18 protein-coding genes are annotated in these 17,770 nt (G+C 61.9%); 8 read left to right on the top strand and 10 right to left on the bottom strand.

Translation table 11 applies throughout. The annotated features are described in order from the left end of the window. Positions 1-79: 79 nt before the first annotated feature. Positions 80-796 (top strand): phosphatase PAP2 family protein, encoded by a 717-nt coding sequence (locus tag DL891_RS07685; protein ID WP_111719835.1) that lies wholly within the window; start codon positions 80-82, stop codon positions 794-796. An 81-nt stretch (positions 797-877) separates the two neighbouring features. Here the strand turns inward: DL891_RS07685 and DL891_RS07690 are convergent, their stop codons facing one another. Next, on the bottom strand, positions 878-1,687 hold the full coding sequence (locus DL891_RS07690; RefSeq protein ID WP_111719836.1) for a DUF1206 domain-containing protein: 810 nt from the start codon (positions 1,685-1,687) through the stop codon (positions 878-880). 206 nt (positions 1,688-1,893) lie between these two features. On the opposite strand from DL891_RS07690, the gene DL891_RS07695 reads away from it, so the two are divergent. From DL891_RS07695 to DL891_RS07705, 3 genes are all read left to right on the top strand, one after another. Further along, positions 1,894-2,463: a DUF488 family protein gene (locus DL891_RS07695; protein ID WP_111719837.1), complete on the top strand. Its 570-nt coding sequence runs from the start codon at positions 1,894-1,896 to the stop codon at positions 2,461-2,463. A 67-nt stretch (positions 2,464-2,530) separates the two neighbouring features. After that, entirely contained in the window at positions 2,531-2,755 is a 225-nt protein-coding gene (locus DL891_RS07700) for a hypothetical protein (protein WP_111719838.1), read from the top strand. Continuing rightward, positions 2,752-3,102 carry a hypothetical protein gene (locus DL891_RS07705; RefSeq protein ID WP_111719839.1) on the top strand — a complete coding sequence of 117 codons (351 nt, stop codon included), beginning with the start codon at positions 2,752-2,754 and terminating at the stop codon, positions 3,100-3,102. The genes DL891_RS07700 and DL891_RS07705 overlap by 4 nt, the downstream gene beginning before the upstream one ends. Before the next feature lie 211 nt (positions 3,103-3,313). Here the strand turns inward: DL891_RS07705 and arfB are convergent, their stop codons facing one another. Both arfB and DL891_RS07715 read right to left on the bottom strand, forming a co-directional pair. After that, positions 3,314-3,736: an alternative ribosome rescue aminoacyl-tRNA hydrolase ArfB gene (gene arfB / locus DL891_RS07710; RefSeq protein WP_111719840.1), complete on the bottom strand. Its 423-nt coding sequence runs from the start codon at positions 3,734-3,736 to the stop codon at positions 3,314-3,316. A 159-nt stretch (positions 3,737-3,895) separates the two neighbouring features. After that, on the bottom strand, positions 3,896-4,618 hold the full coding sequence (locus DL891_RS07715) for a hypothetical protein (protein ID WP_157962436.1): 723 nt from the start codon (positions 4,616-4,618) through the stop codon (positions 3,896-3,898). Between the two features lie 168 nt (positions 4,619-4,786). Between DL891_RS07715 and DL891_RS07720 the strand changes: the two genes are divergently transcribed. From DL891_RS07720 to DL891_RS07735, 4 genes are all read left to right on the top strand, one after another. Further along, complete coding sequence (locus DL891_RS07720; protein WP_111719842.1) at positions 4,787-5,944, top strand: sensor histidine kinase; 1,158 nt, start codon at positions 4,787-4,789, stop codon at positions 5,942-5,944. Beyond that, positions 5,941-6,603, top strand: a complete 663-nt coding sequence (locus DL891_RS07725; RefSeq protein WP_111719843.1) for a response regulator transcription factor — start codon at positions 5,941-5,943, stop codon at positions 6,601-6,603. The genes DL891_RS07720 and DL891_RS07725 overlap by 4 nt, the downstream gene beginning before the upstream one ends. 274 nt (positions 6,604-6,877) lie before the next feature. Continuing rightward, entirely contained in the window at positions 6,878-8,293 is a 1,416-nt protein-coding gene (locus DL891_RS07730) for an NAD(P)/FAD-dependent oxidoreductase (protein ID WP_111719844.1), read from the top strand. Then, entirely contained in the window at positions 8,290-9,120 is an 831-nt protein-coding gene (locus tag DL891_RS07735) for an SDR family oxidoreductase (RefSeq protein ID WP_111719845.1), read from the top strand. The genes DL891_RS07730 and DL891_RS07735 overlap by 4 nt, the downstream gene beginning before the upstream one ends. A gap of 519 nt (positions 9,121-9,639) precedes the next feature. Here the strand turns inward: DL891_RS07735 and DL891_RS07740 are convergent. The 7 genes from DL891_RS07740 to DL891_RS07770 form a co-directional block, all read right to left on the bottom strand. Next, on the bottom strand, positions 9,640-9,945 hold the full coding sequence (locus DL891_RS07740) for a growth/differentiation factor (protein ID WP_157962437.1): 306 nt from the start codon (positions 9,943-9,945) through the stop codon (positions 9,640-9,642). Beyond that, the gene (locus tag DL891_RS07745) at positions 9,942-11,201 is read right to left on the bottom strand and encodes a TFIIB-type zinc ribbon-containing protein (RefSeq protein ID WP_232819058.1); all 1,260 of its coding nucleotides are present in this window, start codon (positions 11,199-11,201) and stop codon (positions 9,942-9,944) included. Before DL891_RS07745 ends, DL891_RS07740 begins: the two co-directional genes overlap by 4 nt. Positions 11,202-11,391: 190 nt before the next feature. Further along, the gene (locus DL891_RS07750; protein WP_111719847.1) at positions 11,392-12,594 is read right to left on the bottom strand and encodes an SHOCT domain-containing protein; all 1,203 of its coding nucleotides are present in this window, start codon (positions 12,592-12,594) and stop codon (positions 11,392-11,394) included. 322 nt (positions 12,595-12,916) lie between these two features. Further along, positions 12,917-14,071 carry an FAD-binding oxidoreductase gene (locus tag DL891_RS07755; protein ID WP_111719848.1) on the bottom strand — a complete coding sequence of 385 codons (1,155 nt, stop codon included), beginning with the start codon at positions 14,069-14,071 and terminating at the stop codon, positions 12,917-12,919. Next, on the bottom strand, positions 14,068-15,207 hold the full coding sequence (locus tag DL891_RS07760) for an FAD-dependent oxidoreductase (protein WP_111719849.1): 1,140 nt from the start codon (positions 15,205-15,207) through the stop codon (positions 14,068-14,070). The genes DL891_RS07755 and DL891_RS07760 overlap by 4 nt, the downstream gene beginning before the upstream one ends. Before the next feature lie 54 nt (positions 15,208-15,261). Continuing rightward, complete coding sequence (locus tag DL891_RS07765) at positions 15,262-16,182, bottom strand: ABC transporter substrate-binding protein (RefSeq protein WP_111719850.1); 921 nt, start codon at positions 16,180-16,182, stop codon at positions 15,262-15,264. Between the two features lie 224 nt (positions 16,183-16,406). After that, positions 16,407-17,645, bottom strand: a complete 1,239-nt coding sequence (locus tag DL891_RS07770; protein ID WP_111719851.1) for a Zn-dependent hydrolase — start codon at positions 17,643-17,645, stop codon at positions 16,407-16,409. Positions 17,646-17,770: the final 125 nt, after the last annotated feature.

Genomic DNA, 17,770 nt, shown 5'->3' on the forward strand with positions numbered 1-17,770 from the left:
TTCTGCTTTCGTTGGTGAACCCGGGCAACGACCTGCTCTCTTGCGACCAGCGTGCGATTACGGCACCTAATATTGTTTCATGGTATCCCCTCGCGATCGGCAGGCCGTCGCCACCCCGCGTGCTCACCGTGTCGCGAGGCGCTGGCCGTGGGTTAGCGGAATAGCGCTCATAGTCCTGGCTCTCGCGTTAGGAGCTCTGATCACGGCGCGCGATCACGGCATGGCGTTGTCGATCGACACCAGATGGATGGACGAGTTGATGGAGAACCGCGCCCCCGTCTGGCAGTTTCTGTCTCTGGTGATGAACAATCTCGGCGGAGGAGTGATTGCCACTTTCATAGTGCCGATCGCGCTGATAGGTATCCTGCTTCTGCTGAAGCGCCCGTGGGCCACTGTGTTCTTTTTCTTGGCGACCGTGCTGACGGGCGGTGCCGTGCAGCTCCTCAAACATCTTTTCGGTCGAGTGCGACCCGAGTCTTTGATGGTGAGCGTAGACTTCGGGTCTTTTCCATCGGGCCACGTCGCGAATGCCGCGGCCATGGCATTGATTCTCTCGATCCTGTTCCCCAAATGGTGGGTCTGGCTCGCGGCAGCGGTCTATACGGTGACCATGATGTTCAGTCGCACGTATTTGGGTGCCCATTGGCTGAGTGACACTATTGGCGGGCTCTTGCTTGGCATTGGCCTCACGCTGTTGATCTGGGCACCCCTGGCGTCACGAATCGACGGAGAGCGTCAGCTCCGAAGGCGGCGACACGACTCGCCGCCGGCGTCGAGCAAAGACGTTGCGGTTTAGCCCAGATATCGTCCCCCTTTCGTGCTGGGTTGCGAGTGCGGTTCAGGCGAGAGTCGCCAGAAATTACTCCATGCCCGACAATCAGAAACGTGCCCGCTGGGCCCGCACAAAGCAATAAACGCCATAGGCGATCAAGCCAGCCCCGACGACGCAGAGGATCACGACTCCGAAAGGAAGTTCGGCGAGAGTCTTCAACCCACCGTCGAGACCGGTGGACTTGCTGGGATCATGAGTGATGGCAGCCACGCCGACCAGGACCCCGACGACGCCCAACGCGATGCCCTTCGATACGTAACCCGCAATACCGAGCACCATGACCATTTTTCGAGCCGGCTCGGGCGGAACGACGATATCCTCGGTGAATTTGGTGGCTACACCTTTACGAATGAAATAGATTCCGATGGCTAGAATTGCGACCCCGCCGATAAAAAGAAGGATGACACCGCCCGGGGAGGAGATCAGGGTTCCCGCAGCATCGCTGGCGCTGCCCGAGGAGCTTGATGAGCCGCCGTTCGCGAAGGTGAAGGCGGTGAACGCGAGAACGAGGTAGACCACTCCCTTGCTCACTTCAGCCACACGACGAGCCCACTTCTTCTTGGGGTCACCTCCCAGGATAAGAAATGCGGCGATGATCAGCCAGATACCGAGTGCGAACATGCCGATCACCACGGCCCAGAGCACAAACACCCCGCCGGGAGTGGACGCCAACTGTTTGAGCGCCCCCGATTGGTCTGCCGACCCCCCTCCGGCTCCGATAGCAACACTGATGGCGATCCCTCCAATGAGTATGTGCAAAAGCCCATTGGTGGCGAACCCGAGTCGTGCAAGAACACGTAAGGTGGTGCTGTTTTTGGCGGCACGGGCGACGCTCTTCGCTGAGTTGTCCTTCATGGGCCCAGTGTAGAGGGGCAACGGCCCCGCACGAAAGGGGCGTCATGTCAACCCCTTGGCAACAGGGTGCATGTTCCCGTAAACAAGAACTGTGAACGATTCCAAGTAACTCTGCTTGAGCGCCCGCGAATGAGCCTGTCGGCGCCGCGATGCCAGAAGCGCGGACCGAACGCTGACACGATCGCCGCACAACAGGAGGTTGGCCCATGACGCGCTCCGTGGAACGAGCAGCTGACGATAGCTCTGCTTTGCGGGTTTTCACAATCGGTCATTCGACGCGAGAGTTTGACGAAGTTGTTGCGATGCTTCGCGACAACGGCGTGGATGAGCTCGTTGATGTTCGCTCGCTCCCGGGCTCCCGAAAATTTCCGCAGTGGAACCGGGAGACGCTTGAAGTGTCGATGCCGGCTGACATCGGGTATCGATGGATCAAGGATCTTGGGGGCCGAAGGTACACCCCGGTTGATGTGGTGAGTCCCAACAGCGGGTGGCGGGTGAAAGCGTTCCGAGACTACGCCGACTATATGACGACGGACACGTTTCGGTCGGGGCTGCATGAATTGTTGGAAGACGCAGGTGACCGGGTGCCGGCCATCATGTGCAGTGAAGCCGTCCCCTGGCGGTGCCATCGCCGGTTGATCACGGACGCATTGCTCGTCGCCGGCGTCGATGTGTTCAACATCATGTCTGCAACATCGACACGCCTGGCGGAGCTGACCGAATTCGCCGAGGTAGACGACGGGCAGATCACGTACCCGAAACCAAAGGACCCGTAGCGTGACAACTCGACGCGCAGTACGACCGCTCGAAACTTCCAACCCAAACAAATAGAAAGGGAATCACATGCGTAAATTTCTCACCTGGCTCACGATCGGAGTGGTGGCGTTCGTCGCCTACACCTACGGCGCGAAAGCTGGGCGCGCACGCTACCGCGAGATCAAAGCAACCCTCGACGCGGTCTGGAACGACCCTCGCGTCAAGAAGGCGCGCAAAAGGGCCTCCAAACAGGCCGATAAAGTCGCCAAGTCAGCCACGAAACAAGCGAAGAAGATCGGACGAAAACTATGACTCCACCAACCGATGACACAGCACAGGACAAAGTCGATGCCGCCGCGGACGTTGCGCATGACGCGGTTTCCAAGTCTGCAGACGCGGTGACCGATGCGGCCGGACACGTCTCTGACTCAGCAGCGAAGGCATTCGCATCCGCAACCAGCGCCGTGGATGACGCGGTCGACACCGTTCACAAGACCGTCTCGAAAGGCCTGCACCAAGCGACCAGGACCGCCTCGGACATCAGCGACAAAGCGACTGCCACGGTGAAGGAATACCCGACCCGAATGGTGCTGATCGTGGCCGCGGTCGCGGCGATCATAGGTTTCATTGCCGGAGTCCTGACATCCGAACGCAACTGAGCTGAAATCCGCTTCCCGAGGGCTCGGAGTCTCTTGCCGCCAGGCCTGTGTGGCGCCGGGCAATCGGGGGCCGCGGTCGCTGGCCAGTATGGGAATCGGGGGCCTAAATGTTTGGCCTAGCGCTCCACTGCGGGCAGGCGACTGAACCCTACGTGAGAACACAGTTTCCGGTAACCCGTCGCGCGCGGGTGATCGGCAACTCCCACAGGCCCTACTCGGCGGTCGGCCGCTGCCGCTGCCTCTTCGTTGTTGACCGCTGGCTCTTTGCCGCGAGGCGTCGCCGATCGGAGCCTCGCGTGGGTTTCGTCGCACGGCGACGAGGCGAACCTGGGGCGAGGGCCGCGCTCACCAGCCTGGCGAGCTTGTCTAGGGCGATCTCACGATTCCGCAGCTGGGAGCGCCGCTCGGAGACGGTGACGGTGACTGACCCGGCGATAAGTCGACGCCCGAGTCGAGTGATCAGCATCCTCTGTTGTTCCTCAGAGAGTGCCTCCGAGTCGGCAACGTTCCATGTGAGCTCCACCCGGCTGTCGGAGGTATTGACATGTTGGCCGCCTGGTCCCGACGACCGTGAGAATCGCCAGCTCAGCTCCGATGCCGGGATCGTGAGTGCAGACGACACGTTCAGATCCATTCACCAAGCGTTGCACAATCGGAACCCCGTCGGGATCCGTGTCGCGGTGTGTGCGCCCCGCAAATTGCCACGCCGCACCCGTGAACGGCCCCGCACCCAGTCCGGGAGCGAGCGTGCGCAGGATCTGGTGCGGGTGCGGAACCGTCGCCGGGTTCACGATCAGAATCCGCCAACCCGTAGGTCATCGCTTTCGCGTACGCGAGCATTCGCTGCACCCGCGTCGTCACCCACGCGGTCCCTGGACCGCAGGATGCCGTAGGCAGCAATCATCCCACCAGCCGCCATGACCCAGACACTCAGAGATTCGAGAATTTCTGCTGCAAACAACAGATGGATCAGCGCACCGATCACAAACACCACCGGTGAAATCCAATGGACACGGCGAACACGTACCAGGCCGAAAAGCAGAAGCGCGAAGGACCAGGGCCCGACCAGAGCTACAAAGAAGATCGGGATGACCCAGGGTCCGGTGCCATCTCCGAGTCGTTCGACCAGGAACTGGTTCATTGCCGGGCCGTCCAGGCCGGCCGCCGCCGTCTCCAGGGCCAGCAGGTGAACCATCGCGAACGCACTGAGCCCGGCGGCCAGGGCCGTCGTCAGCGACCACCCGATGCGCCCTATCCTGCTCGCCCAGATGAGGGGCGCCACACCCACCAGCCCCACGGTGAGCGAGAGCGCCGCCGCCCAATGCAACATTCCAGCAATCGTGATGACCAGGTAGTTCTCGCCGATCATGCCGACGTCGTTCAGAGCGTCTTGCCCGCCAATGAGCAACGTCTCCGCGACGGCCACGGCGATCCATGCCCCGCCGAGCCCAACGGCGGCCATCCCGTTCGCTGGAAAACTCCGCTGTACCGTCATTGCCTTGGGTGATCTGTTCATCTTCTCGTCTCCTGACGTCGTGTTTTGCAAATCTTGTTCAGCAAATCTAGGTCGCCGGTATGGGCCGCCGCGTCGGCAGTTCGAAGCGTCAGCGTCATCCTTTCGGAGTGGGGATTCCCTACCTGCGAACGACCGTGGAGCGTTCGATGTACGGCTATCGTTGGCCGTATGAAGTCGTTGAGTCGCGGCCAGTGGTGCTTCGATGTGGCCGTGGCTGCGGCCTTTGTCGTGATCGGCCAGTATGAACTGCGCTTCCTCCCGGAATCCGGTTATCAGGAGGGGTCGTTCGCGCTCAACACCGTGCTCTCCCTTCTCTGCGCCGTTCCGTTGATTGTGCGTCGCCGCTGGCCGCTCACAGCTTTTGCGATCGCTGCGGTTCCCCTGGTTATCGCCTCACTGTTCACCGTGCATGCCTTGACGTTCTGGGGGATGGGCGTGCCGCTGGTCATACTCTGTTACTCGGTGGCGCGATGGTCGGAGCACCGGCATGCCTCCGTGCTTGCACTCGGAATGGCTGTTTTGGTGCTGGCCACATACGGCATCCGCACCACCGCCTTCGCCGACGTGGAAGCCTATGCCTTCGGTGGCGCGTTGTTCGGGCTGTCCTATTTGTCAGGGGCGGTGATTTCGCGTCTCACTAGACAAGGGCTGGCGCTGGACGCTGCCATGGTGCAGCTGCGCGAACAGGAACGGGGTCGACAATCACAGGTGCTGGCCGAGGAGCGCGCCCGGATTGCTCGCGAGATGCACGATGTGATGGCTCACGGAATCAGCGTGATGGTCGTGCAGGCCGGCTCTGCTCGCCTTGAATTGGCATCCGATGCCACCAAAGCACGCGAGTCACTGCTGATCGTCGAACAGACCGGGCGCGAGGTGCTCACTGAATTGCGCCACACGGTAGGTCTTTTGCGTGACCCCGAATCGGCAGCCGGCGCCGATCCCACTCCCAACCTTGCCGCGCTGCCGGCACTCGCACAGTCGATGAAAGTGGCCGGTCTCGACGTGCGCCTCGAGGTGGAGGAGAACCTTGACCTCGATCCCGGGCGTGCCTTGGCTGTCTATCGAGTCATTCAGGAGGCGCTGACCAATGTGCTGAAACATTCGGGCCCGGGGAAGGTGCGGGTCACTGTCACCCGACCCGACGACCTTCGAATCGAAGTCGTGGATTCGTGCGCCGGTTCTGCGCCCAAGTTCGCGAACGGAGGAGGCAACGGGCTAACGGGCATGAGAGAGCGCGTCGGCATGTTTGGCGGTGAACTGGTCACGGGGCCCGAACCAGACGGCTTTGCTGTGCGCGCCCGCATCCCCATGGAGCAGGGACGATGATCCGCATCCTGCTCGTCGACGATCAGGCCCTGGTGCGTGCTGGGTTCAGATCGATCCTGGAGAAGCAACCCGATTTCGAAGTGATAGGTGAGGCGGCTGACGGCCGGGAAGCACTGCGACTTGCCGCCGTTTCTACCGTTGATGTGGTGCTGATGGACATTCGGATGCCCGTACTGGATGGACTGGGCGCCACCCGGGAGCTGATGCGAACAACAGCTCCCCCACGCATCATCGTGCTCACGACCTTTGATGCCGACGAGCACGTCTACCACGCGTTGCGAGCAGGTGCTGCCGGCTTCCTGCTCAAGGACACGTCACCGGAGAGGCTCATTCAGGCGGTGCGCGACGTGATGACAGACGAGTCGATGCTCTCCCCGGTGATCACCAAGCGGCTGATTGCAGCTTTCGTGGACTCTCCGCCACCCAACGAGGGCGGCGTGCCCGACGCGTTCAGTGGTCTCACCGACCGTGAACTCGACGTGCTCCGACATCTGGCCCTCGGAGCCAGCAACGCAGAGATCGGGCAGGCACTTTTTCTCGCTGAGACGACCGTGAAGACCCATATCGCGCACATACTGGCGAAACTCGATGTTCGCGACCGTGTTCAGGCGGTCGTCGCGGCCTACGAAGGGGGTCTGGTCCGACCCAGGTTTCCCTGATTGCGGATGACCGCCGCGTTGCGGTCATTCAACGACCGTATAACGGCAACCACAACGGCAAACAGCAACGGCAAACGCACAATAGGCAGGATGTTGGTACAATTTCGACTAAATGACGAACATTCCACCGCCTCACAGCCCTGGGGCTGCCGTGCCGCCAAACGACCTCACCGCCACGGCGCGCATTCGTAACGCGGCCCGAGTCGGAGATGGGTAGGGCTGTGAAGGGCATCCTGGCGTTGAAAGCACCTACTGCCGCTGTGAGGCGTCGCCGATGCCCTATTTGGTGAAGCCCGAACACCGTGCCGAAGCGGTGACGGCCCCCGTCCCCGTGAACGAGTCACTGCCTCGCACGTGCATCATCGGTGCCGGCGCCTCGGGAATCACCGCTGCAAAGGCGCTCTACCTTGCCGGTGTGCCGTTCGACTGGTTCGAGAGCGGCAGCGCGATCGGCGGCAATTGGCTTTTCGACAACCCAAACGGTCTCTCTGCCTGCTACGAAACTCTGGAGATCAACACCTCATGCCCCCGGATGGCGTTCTCCGATTTTCCGATGCCGGCTGACTACCCGCCGTATGCCCGGCATGACCAGGTGCACGACTACTTCGAGAACTACATCGATCACTTCGGATTTCGGCACACGATCACCTTCAATACGACGGTCGAAGAAGTCACGCGCGATGGCGACCACAGCTGGCTTGTGCGCTCGAGCGGCCCGGATGGCGAGCGGGTGGGCGAATACCAGGCGGTGCTGGTCGCCAACGGGCACCACTGGGACCGACGGTGGCCTGAACCGATCTACCCCGGCTCGTTCGATGGCAAACAGATTCACGCCCACGACTACCGATCCGGCGACCAGCTCGCGGGCCGTGATCTTGTCGTCGTCGGTGCGGGCAACTCCGCCATGGATATCGCCGTCGAGGGCGCCCACCGTGCGAAGAGCGTCACCCTGTCGATTCGCCGCGGCCAATGGGTGCTGAAGAAATTTCTGCTCGGACGCCCCAGCGACCAAGTAGTGCTGCCGGGCTGGATGCCGTGGTGGGTGACCGCGCTGCGGTTGCGCATCGGGGCGATGGCCTCGGGCAGCCTGCGCAAATATGGGCTGCCGCGACCGCCGCACCGACCCGGCCAATCACATCCGGTGCAATCGGACCAGATTCGCGCACGCATCGCCGAAGGCCGAATCGCCGTGCGCCCGGGCATCGAGCGGTTAGACGGCGATGGGGTCGTATTCGTCGACGGCACCCGTGCGAAGGCCGATCTGATCGTGTGGGCGACCGGATACACGGTGACGTTCCCGTTCCTTGCCCCCTCCCTGATCGCCGCGACCGATAACGAATTGCCGCTCTGGAAGCGCACGGTGCATCCCGACCTGCCCGGCCTGTTCTTCATCGGGCTGGTGCAACCGGTCGGGGCGGTGATGCCGCTGGCCGAGGCGCAGGGGGCGTGGGTGGCCGAGACCCTGAGCGGACGCTACGCTCCCCCGCCCTCGAGCGAGATCCGCGAGCAGATGGCCACCGAACATGAACGCAACAAGCGACAGTTCTACGCGTCGCCGCGACACACCATGGAGGTGGACTTCGACCGTTACCTCTGGCATCTCGCACGCGAACGACGTCGCGGCCAAAAGCGCGCTGGCAGCCAAGTTGGTGCAGCATCGAACCACACGCTCAGTGGGAACAAGCCTTGACTCGGCAACCAGATCTGACCGGAAAGATCATCGCGGTCACCGGCGGTGCCAACGGAATCGGTCGCGAGATCGCGCGGCTTCTGGCCTCAGCAGGTGCCCAGGTCGCCATCGGGGACCAAGATGGCGAGGCGGCGAGGCAGGCCGCGAATGAAATCGCCGGCATCCTCCTCGGCGCCGATCTCGACGTGACCGACGCGGTTTCATTCGCGAGCTTCCTGGCGACCATCCAAGCCGAGTGGGGCACCATCGATGTTCTGGTCAACAATGCGGGGGTGATGTGGGCCGGCCCGTTCGACACCGAACCCGACGCCGCGACCGAGCGTCAGATCGCCGTGAACCTTCTCGGCGTCATCTTGGGGGTGAAGCTCGCGGCACCCGCGATGGTGGCCCGCGGCTCGGGGCACATCATCACTGTCGCGTCGGCAGCCTCGATACTGACCACCCCCGGGGAGGCGAGCTATTCCGCGACCAAGCACGGTGTCTTCGGCTATATGAAGGCGGTGCGCGCGGAACTGTACCGCTCCCCCGTGCGCTTATCCGTCATCATGCCCACCGTGGTCGAGACCGCCATGTCAGTGGGAACTGCGACGGGTGCCGCCACGCTGTTGCAGCCGACGGATGTTGCCGCCGCAGTTCTGCGCACCATCCAACGACCGCGCTTTGAGGTCACCCTCCCCGGCTACGTCGGCCCGCTGGCGGCAGCCGTGAACGTGCTGCCGGGCTGGTTGCGCGACCGGATCTCCCGCAGACTCGTCCCCGACCAGGTGCGCCACGTCGATCGTGTCGCCCGCACGGGTTACGACGCTCAGTTCTGCCCGCGCAATTAGCGAGACCCGGAATGCCCGGAGGTTTCCAACTCGCCCATGTCGACCCGGAGGGGACTACTGGGGAAGTCGGGCGCCCAATGCGCTCGCGCGAAAGAAGTTCGACCCTTCTTTCGCGGCGTCTTGGGTGAGAGAATCAGTTTCAACGGCGGTGCTGACTCGTACTGGGCGTCGTACTTTGAGAGCAATGAAGCAACGGAGAACCGATGAGCCCGAGCACAGCAAGTGAAGCCGCCTCTCGCGGATGGAAATCGCGCCTCGGCGGCGTATGGCATGAAGTCTGGAAGGCTGCGCTCACGGTCGCGTTCGCCGGACTCACGGCATGGCTTGTAGCGCCGTGGATCCAGACTATTCTGACCAGTCCGAGCTGCGACGATCCCGGCGATCTGCATCTGGTGACTCGTTCCGATCTGACGGCTGAAGCCACCAGCGTGAACGACCCGGAAGATCAGGCCACGTACGAGGCCGCACTCGCGATTGACGGCGATTCAAGCTCAGCCTGGGTCGAAGGCTCTCCCCCTGTCAAAAGAACTTGCGCCGAGCCCCCCGCACGTCGTTATTGTTTGCCCCGGCCATTTCTCGTTTCGTGAGTCCGGTCTTCGACTGCACGAACTGATCGTGCAGCTGCATGTTGTGCAGGCTCGCCTCGGTTTCAGACTCATGTTTGTGGCGCTTGTCGACGTTTCGATACTTGAGGTAGATCACCACATAGAAAATTGGCCCAGACAACAAGAACAGGAGCCCAAGGTTCCCGCCCTCGCCGTCGGAGGACGATGCGGCCATTACCTGGCCGTTCTCGATCACCCACGCGCTCAATGTAAGCATCATATTCCCAACACCGTCAGCACAATTCCAATGACCGTTCCAACCACCTGGACAGCCCCAGCCACCAACAACAGTCGGCTCTGGTGAAGCGGAACGCTTCCCATGGTCTCCCCGGTGCGTGCGTTCACCGCCACATAGTGCAGAAAGGTCTTCCCGTTCGATTTCACTTCTTGGTAGCTGTACAACCAGACCGGCAGGTAGGCGGACACCCATCGTTCACCGCGCACGACAATGTCCTCCTGCGTCCAGCGCACTCCACGGTCGTAGAACGTGAGGGTTTCGTTGACGCGATGGCGGGTGACGTCCTCTGCCTGGACCCGAGCGATCGGCGAGAGCTGCTCGAGGTTGCTGTCCCTGCGCTCTGAGGTGAAACCCTTGAGGTAGTTGGCGTCGTACCGTACTGAATTCTCAACGTCGAACGGCATGATCGTATTGATGATGTTGTTGGAGTTCTGCGACGTGTTCTGGTCGAGGCGCTCGCTCGAGGATTCCACGGTGAGATCGTTCACGTGGATATCGAACTCGCGCGCCACATCGTAGACGTCGGCGTCGTATCGCTGTTGGTCGTCGTCGCCGACCTTGACTGTGTACGAGCGTGTCTCGTGCTCCCCCTGCCCGCTGAGCCGGGCGTGAGCGTTGATATCCACAACCATGTAGGGCAGGTACACCCCCATCACGTTGTCGGCGTTGAACTCCGCCCGAAACTTCGGATGCGCGAAGAACTGCCGCTTCTTCACAAACTGGGTGATGCGCTCGACCGCCGCCTCCTTCGTCATCTTGAACGGGAGAATCATGTCGGGAACCGCACCGTTGGGAACCTGTTGGTTCATCGACAACGTGTTGCGACACCAGTGGCAGCGAGCCTGGGTGCTGCTCGTGGTGTCGATCACCACCTCCGCCCCACAGGCGCTGCACTTGAAGGTGAGCACCTCGGAGGTGGAAGGCACGATGTCGCTCGAGCCCGACCCCAGAACCAGTCCCACGAGTTTGCCAATATCCGCGTCGAGATTGAATGCCTCTATCGCGTTCTGCGCCGAAAACTCGGCACGACAGAATCCGCACCGAAGATTCCCCGTCGCAAGATTGAGAGAGATCTCGGTCGCCCCGCAACGGGCGCACTTGGCCAGCCCGTCTTTTGCGCCCTCATCGGTTTTGATCACCCGAGGCGTGTCGCCGGTGTTCTCCGGCTGCTCGATCGGTGCTGCGGTCGGGTCGTTGTGCACTGGTGGCGCCTGTTGCGCCGCCTGAGCAGGGGGCATTCCCTGCGCAGGCTGGGCAGGCGGCACCCCCTGGACTGAGTTGGGTGGCGGCGTTGCCTGCGCAGGTGGGGGCGGGGGTTGCCCCTGTGCAGGCTGAACCGGTGGCATCCCCTGCGCGTTCTGCGCGGGGGGAGGAACCAGGTTCGTCGGTGAGGGTTGAGGGGGTTGGTTCTCCATCGGTGCCCCCGGCCTACAGACCGAGAACCTTAGCCTTGGCCGCCTCATAGTCAGCCTCGGTGATCAGCCCCTGATCCAACATGCCTTTGTACTGCTGCAGTTTCGCCATTGGATCCTCGGCAGCAGGTGCGGCGGCAGCGGGTGCGGCCTCCTGATGCTGTGGTGGAGCTGTATTGGGCTGCTGGAATCCGGATGCCGCTCCCCCGGCGGCATTCATGCCCATACCGAGGAACGCCATGCCGGCACCCCCGCCCATTCCGCCCTCGTTCGAGCCGGCCGCCTCGAACCCGCGGGCAGCAGCTTGCTGCATGAACGCGTTGCCGCGGGCACCACCCAGCGCATCCGCCTTCTTGACGTCGCTGAGCAGTGCGCGCGTGTCTTCATCGTATTCAATCGACTGCAGCGCGACTTTGACGATCGTCAGACCCCGATCGGTCGTCCACTGGTAGCCGTCTTCCACGGCCGCGCTCAGGGACTGCGCAAACCCGATCGCGTCGCCCTGGATGCGGGCGATCCGATTGCCCTTGCTCGGGTCGTTCGTGTAATAGGAGAACGCTGCGGCGAGCGAACCGACGACTTCGTTGAACAGTTGGCTCGCAGCGTCATTGTCGAGATCAGAGAAGTCGAAGACCTTGGCGTCATAGCTGAGGTAGCTCAGCGGAATGAAATTTTTGACCAGAAGAATGGGATCGACAATACGAAGTGAGTAGCTTCCGCGGGTGATGGCACCAACCTGGGCGTTCAGATACGCGTCGTCCCAATAGATCTCAGACTGTGTGCCGAATCGGTTATTCGGGATCTCTTTCAGGTTCACGTAGAACGCGAGTTGCTGCGACGCGGGCTGGCCGCCGAACTTGAACCGCTCCCAGGATGTCGTGATCGTGGGGCTGATGATTCCGTCTCCGGCAAAGATCGACTGCGCGTTCTGATCCTCGCTGGTGAAGATGAAACCGCCCGGCTCTCCGATGAATCCGGTGAGTTGACCATCCTGGAATGTCATCAGGCCGTAGCCCTCCGGCACGATGATCCGGCTGCCGTTGGTGATGATGTGCTCAGAACCCTTGGTGTTGGAGCCTCGGCCGGCATCCTGCCCCTGGGCCACCGCGGGAAAAAGCGCTGCAGTCGGCGCCAGCCCGGCAGGCGGAACGAGAAAATCTTTCCACTGGTCTGCAAAAGTTCCGCCGATTGCACCCGCGAACGCCTTAATGAAACCCATCTGTACACCCCATCAGCTCATAATTCGGGCCGCCCCATCAGGAATTGGAAGACGCGCAGAAATTGTGTTTGTACCCCATCACGGCCTACGCGACTCTGCGGGCGGTAACCACCCACCATAGCAGTGGGGAAGGTGCGAGCAGGCCCACCGCTTGACCCCTTTTCTCGGAGCAGTCAATACTTCGGTCGAATGAGTGGCTGGATGGATGACCGGGTCGCAGGCACCAGATGTTTGTTGAGAATCGCGTGTGGGCAGTCAGCCCACCGACCGGCGACACGAGATTCTCATTCTCTCGGGCTCCACGTGCGCGGAGCAGGCTCGGCTACTGCTCCCCCGGGTGGCGCGGAGCCTCGGGCACGTTCACCACCTTGTCCCCTGCAAGCCGACTCGGTCTGAAGTCCGCGAAAAGGGGCTCTGAGTCGCCGAAGATCTCCCCCGCGACGCCCGAACCAAGCAGTGGGGCCAGTGTGATGCCGCTGTGCGTGGCCACAAGGTACAACCACGGCGCCGATTCCGCGGGGCCGATCACGCTGAGGCCATCCCGCGGCATGGCCCGCTGCCCCACCTGCAGTTCGACGATCTCCGCTTCAGCGGTGTTCTGGAGAACCCCACGCAACCGGTCGATGAACTCCGTGGCAATGACCGAACTGGTGTCCGGCACGCACGTCGGATCTGCGCTCACGTCAAGGTCGAGCGCCTGCAGCATCAACCGGCCGCCACCGGCTGGTCGCACGTTGAGCCGCGGGCTCGTGACGAGTCCTGTCAGCGATGTGGGAAGCGGATTCGTGATGGTGAGGTAACCGACGGTGACGTCTCCAGGCTCGGTGAACTCGAACATCACCGGCGGCACCCCGGCGAGCGCCGTGATCTGATTGGTCCAGCGTCCGGCCGCGCTCACCACATGATTCGCCGCCAATACAGTGCCGTCCTCGAGGATGACGTTCGCGCCGTGACCCCGTGCCTCCAGACGCTCCACGTTCAGACCGGTGAGGATTGTCACCCCCTCCAGCGCCGCTTCCCGAAGAAGATGGCCGACAAAGGGCAACGGGTAACAGCACGACTCGCTCGCGAAGGAGACGATGGAATCGCAATCGTCGGGAATGAGGAGGTCGGGCACCAGTTCGCGCGCACGCGAGGCCGAGATGTGCTCGGCAGGGTACCCCATTTGCTGAAGCCTGGCCGTGCGCTCTTCAAGTTCAAAGCGGTGCGCGTCATCCGTGGCCAATTCGACGTGGCCTGTCTGCTGCAACCACGCGCCCGAGCCGGCGATCTCGGCGTGCGCTCTCATGCCGGCGAGGTTCAAATCGAAGTAGCTCTGCGGCTCCTTGTTGTTCGCGTTCACCCAGGCATATGACGTCGACGAGGTTCCAGACCCGGCCGAATTGCGCTCGATGACCGTTACCTCCGCTCCGCGTCGCGCGAGGTTTACCGCGATTGACAGGCCGACCACGCCAGCACCAATGATGACTACTTTCACAGCACATTCCTTACTCGCGCGGGACGAGCAAATGCCACAGAAGGAACCGGATGTCTCCCCACCACCTCCTGCGCGATCGCCTCACCAACTGCCGGGCTCATCTTGAAACCGCCACCTGAGAACCCCGTCGCCACGTATACGCCAGGCATCTCGTCGATCCAACCGATGAGCGGCACTCTGTCCAGCGTGAACTGGTCAGGGTAGGCATCGGCGCGCACCGGGGAGGGGAAGAGACCCGGAAGCAACTCGGCGACGATTCTCGTTGCCCTCTCGAGCTCGATGGGGCTGAGGTCACGCGACAGTTGGTCGGGATGCACTGCACCGTACGCCGTCATGCCGGCCACCTTGACGGCGGTGTTGTCGATCGAGGGCGCCCCATAGAGCACACGGTCGTGAGACTCCCGAATGAAGACCGGAAACCGTTCTGGGGAGTACCGTTCGGGCTCCTTGGCGACGAACCAGGTCAGTGGCAAGCGTTTCGCGATGAGGTGGGCGCTGAGCCGTTCAGGCAGCAGTGCGGCAGACCATGCGCCTCCCGTCACCACTACCCGGCGAAACCTCCAGCGGCGATCGTCGGACGCGATGTCGACGTGACCCGGTCCCGACGCGACCGAAATGAGGCGGGTGTTGCGGATCAGCACTGCCCCAGCCTGTTCGGCCAGCTGTACCGCCGTGAGCACCGCCTGATCCGAGCGGATCACCCCGGCCAGCGGATCGAAAATGCCGTAGTCGTCGTCGAACAAAGCGTGCTGTGGGTAGTGGTTGATCAATTCGTCGCGGTCGAGAATAGTGTGATCTGCCCCGGATGCAGCGATGCTGGCTTCCAGAGACCTCATATACTCCCCGCCGCGGGTGCCGATTGACAGTCCGCCGCACTGGGTGAAGACCCCTGCGGTGTCGGCGTTCAGTTCATGGAACAGCTGCTGCGCGTCAGCGAGCAAGTCGGTGAAACCTGCGCCTTCCTGGTACGCACGGCGAAACAGCCGGGTGTCGCCGCCCACGGCCGTCCTGTCCGAGGCCGGGAAGGTCGTATCGAAGCCGACCACGTCCTGAGACCGCAAGGCGCAACGCCACATCGCCATGCTGCCCATGGCGCCGACACCGATGATTGCGATGTCTCCATCGAACTCCACCACCGGCTGCCAGTCCCTACCGTCGTCCGATTTGCTCTGTCGCCCGCGGCCGCGTTATTACTTGCCTTTCGAGGCCGCGTTGATCGTAATTTCCTGCACCGCGCCGGCCGACTGCCCCCACTTGTCGAGGATTTTCATATAGCTGCCGTCATCGACCATCGATTGGAGGGCGGCCTGGGTGGCTTTTGACAGTTCCGTCTCCTTCTTGCTGACCACGATCCCGTAGGGAGACGCGTCAAAAGCCTGCCCGTCAACCTGAAGCTTGCCTCCAGTCTGGGTAACCGCGTAGCCGACGACCGGCCCGGCTGCGGTCATGGCGTCCGCGCGGCCGAGCACCAACGCGCTCGTCGCCTCCTCCTGTGACGCGAATTTAAGAATGTCGATCGGTTTCTTACCCGCCTTCGTGCACGCCTCTGATTTTGCCGGGAGCTCGTCGGTCTCTTGGCGTGTGGTTGCCTGTACGGCGACGATCAGGCCGCATGCGTCATCCGGGTCGACGGCTTTTCCCGCTGGTGATGCCCACAGGGTGCCGGCGAAGTAATAGTTCACGAAGTCGACCTGCTCCTCGCGTTTGATGTTGTCGGTGAACGACGACAACCCCAGATCCATGGTGCCTGCGTTGACGCTGGGGATGATGTTTTCGAAGCTCGAAATCTTCCACTCAAGGTCAAGGCCGAGCTTCGCCGTGAGCGCCTCGCCGAGTTCGACCTCCCAGCCGATGGGGTTGCCCGCGTCATCCTTCGATTCGTTCGGCGGGTAGGTGGGGTCGATGCCAATGACCAGTTTCCCAGCATCTTTGATCCGCGCCGGGAGCAGGGCGGCGGCCGCCGCATCGACGCCGTCAGCGGCAGGGGCCTGCGATGACGGTGGCGTGCTCGCTGCGGGCGTTTCGGGGCCGGAGTTGTTGACACACCCCGACAACAGCAACGCGGTGCCGGCCGCGAACACGACGGTCGAGAGGAAGAACTTCTTGCTCATCAGGTGCCTTTCATCGCAAATGCACCGAGGGGCAACATTGCAGCATTATTGGGGTGAGAAACTTTGGTAGGGGAACAATATCAGTCGCAGAGCGCAACAGTTGAATCGTGATAAATGCTCGCTAAACACGCTCGCATTTTGTGATTGATCAGCCCATTGGGTCACCTGAACCATCCATCAAGTCTGCGCAGTTCCAGATGCGAAGGAACCGACAAGACGCAATATCAGGTCGCTAGCTGAATGATGGTATCAAGCAAGACGTTTGCGCCGTTCTCCACGTCCGCCCACGAGGTGCTCTCTTCCGGACAATGACTGCGCCCGCCGATGCTTGGGACAAAGATCATGCCCGTGGGAGCCACTAGGGCCATATTCTGCGAGTCATGCCCGGCGGCTGATGACAGCCGACTTGCGACGAGGCCGCGCGCTTTTGCGTTCCCCTCGATCATCCCTTGAATTTTCGCATCCAGGGGAGCCGGCTGGATAGTCCGTTCGAAGTCAAAATCAACATCGAGATGGTGCTCTTCGGCGATCGAGCGAGCAGTATCGATGATCTTCGTCTCGAGCGTGACCATTCGATCAGCATCCGGGTCTCGAAAGTCAATCGTCACCCGAGCTACGCCCGGCACTACGTTGGCGCTCGCAGGTTCCACTGAGATCAGCCCGCAGGTGACCACTGCTCGACTACTGGTACTTGTCGCGAGGCTCGGACAAGAGGCCAGGAACGCCCCCGCAGCGACGAGAGCGTCCCTGCGTACCGCCATTGGTGTGGTTCCTGCGTGGTCGCTGCGGCCGCGAAAGGTGACAACTCCTCCCCCCATTCCCACAATTCCTGTGACAATGCCGATTTGATGTCCGAGTTGCTCCAGAAATGGGCCCTGCTCAATGTGGAGCTCAACCGTGGCATGTAACGAGCCCGACGCAATTCTCGTTCGCGTTGCGGCATCGATGTCACCACCTGCAGCCTCAAAAGTGTCGACAAAATGGTCACCGTCCCTGCCGATCATGGCGTCGAGTTCATCGCGTGAGTACCCTCGAACAAGTGCACTAGAACCCAGCAGACTGGAGAAATTACCCTCTTCGTCAGAATACACAGCGACGCACACCGGACGATTCAGGGCGATGCCCTCTTCGTGGATTCGGCGCAGGCATTCGAGGGCTGCCACGGCGCCCAGCGCACCATCGAACTGACCACCACTCGGAACCGTGTCGATGTGCGAGCCAGACCAGACTGCCGGGCGCGATGCAACTTCGGCGGAGACGTTCGGCGAACAAACGATCATGTTTCCGATGCCATCGATCTTCACTGCCAAACCCGCCTCGGCGCAACGGCTCATGTACCATTGCCGAGCTTCAGTATCTGCCGTTGAGAACGAACTGCGGTCCAACCCGCCGCCTTTTGATCTGCCTATCTGTCCGAGTTCTTGGAGATCCGCGACAAGTCGGTCGGCATCAATGGAAAGCATGATTCCCCTTTCCACTAAGAACCGGTCGGAAGATTTTACTTACGCTAGCACCGCGACCCGAGCCGCTGCGGGAATTTCGCCGGTTATCTCATGGTGAGGAGGTGTGTCACCTCGCAGCTGGCGCT

The organism is Homoserinimonas sp. OAct 916 (assembly GCF_003260275.1).
Lineage (GTDB): Bacteria > Actinomycetota > Actinomycetes > Actinomycetales > Microbacteriaceae > OACT-916.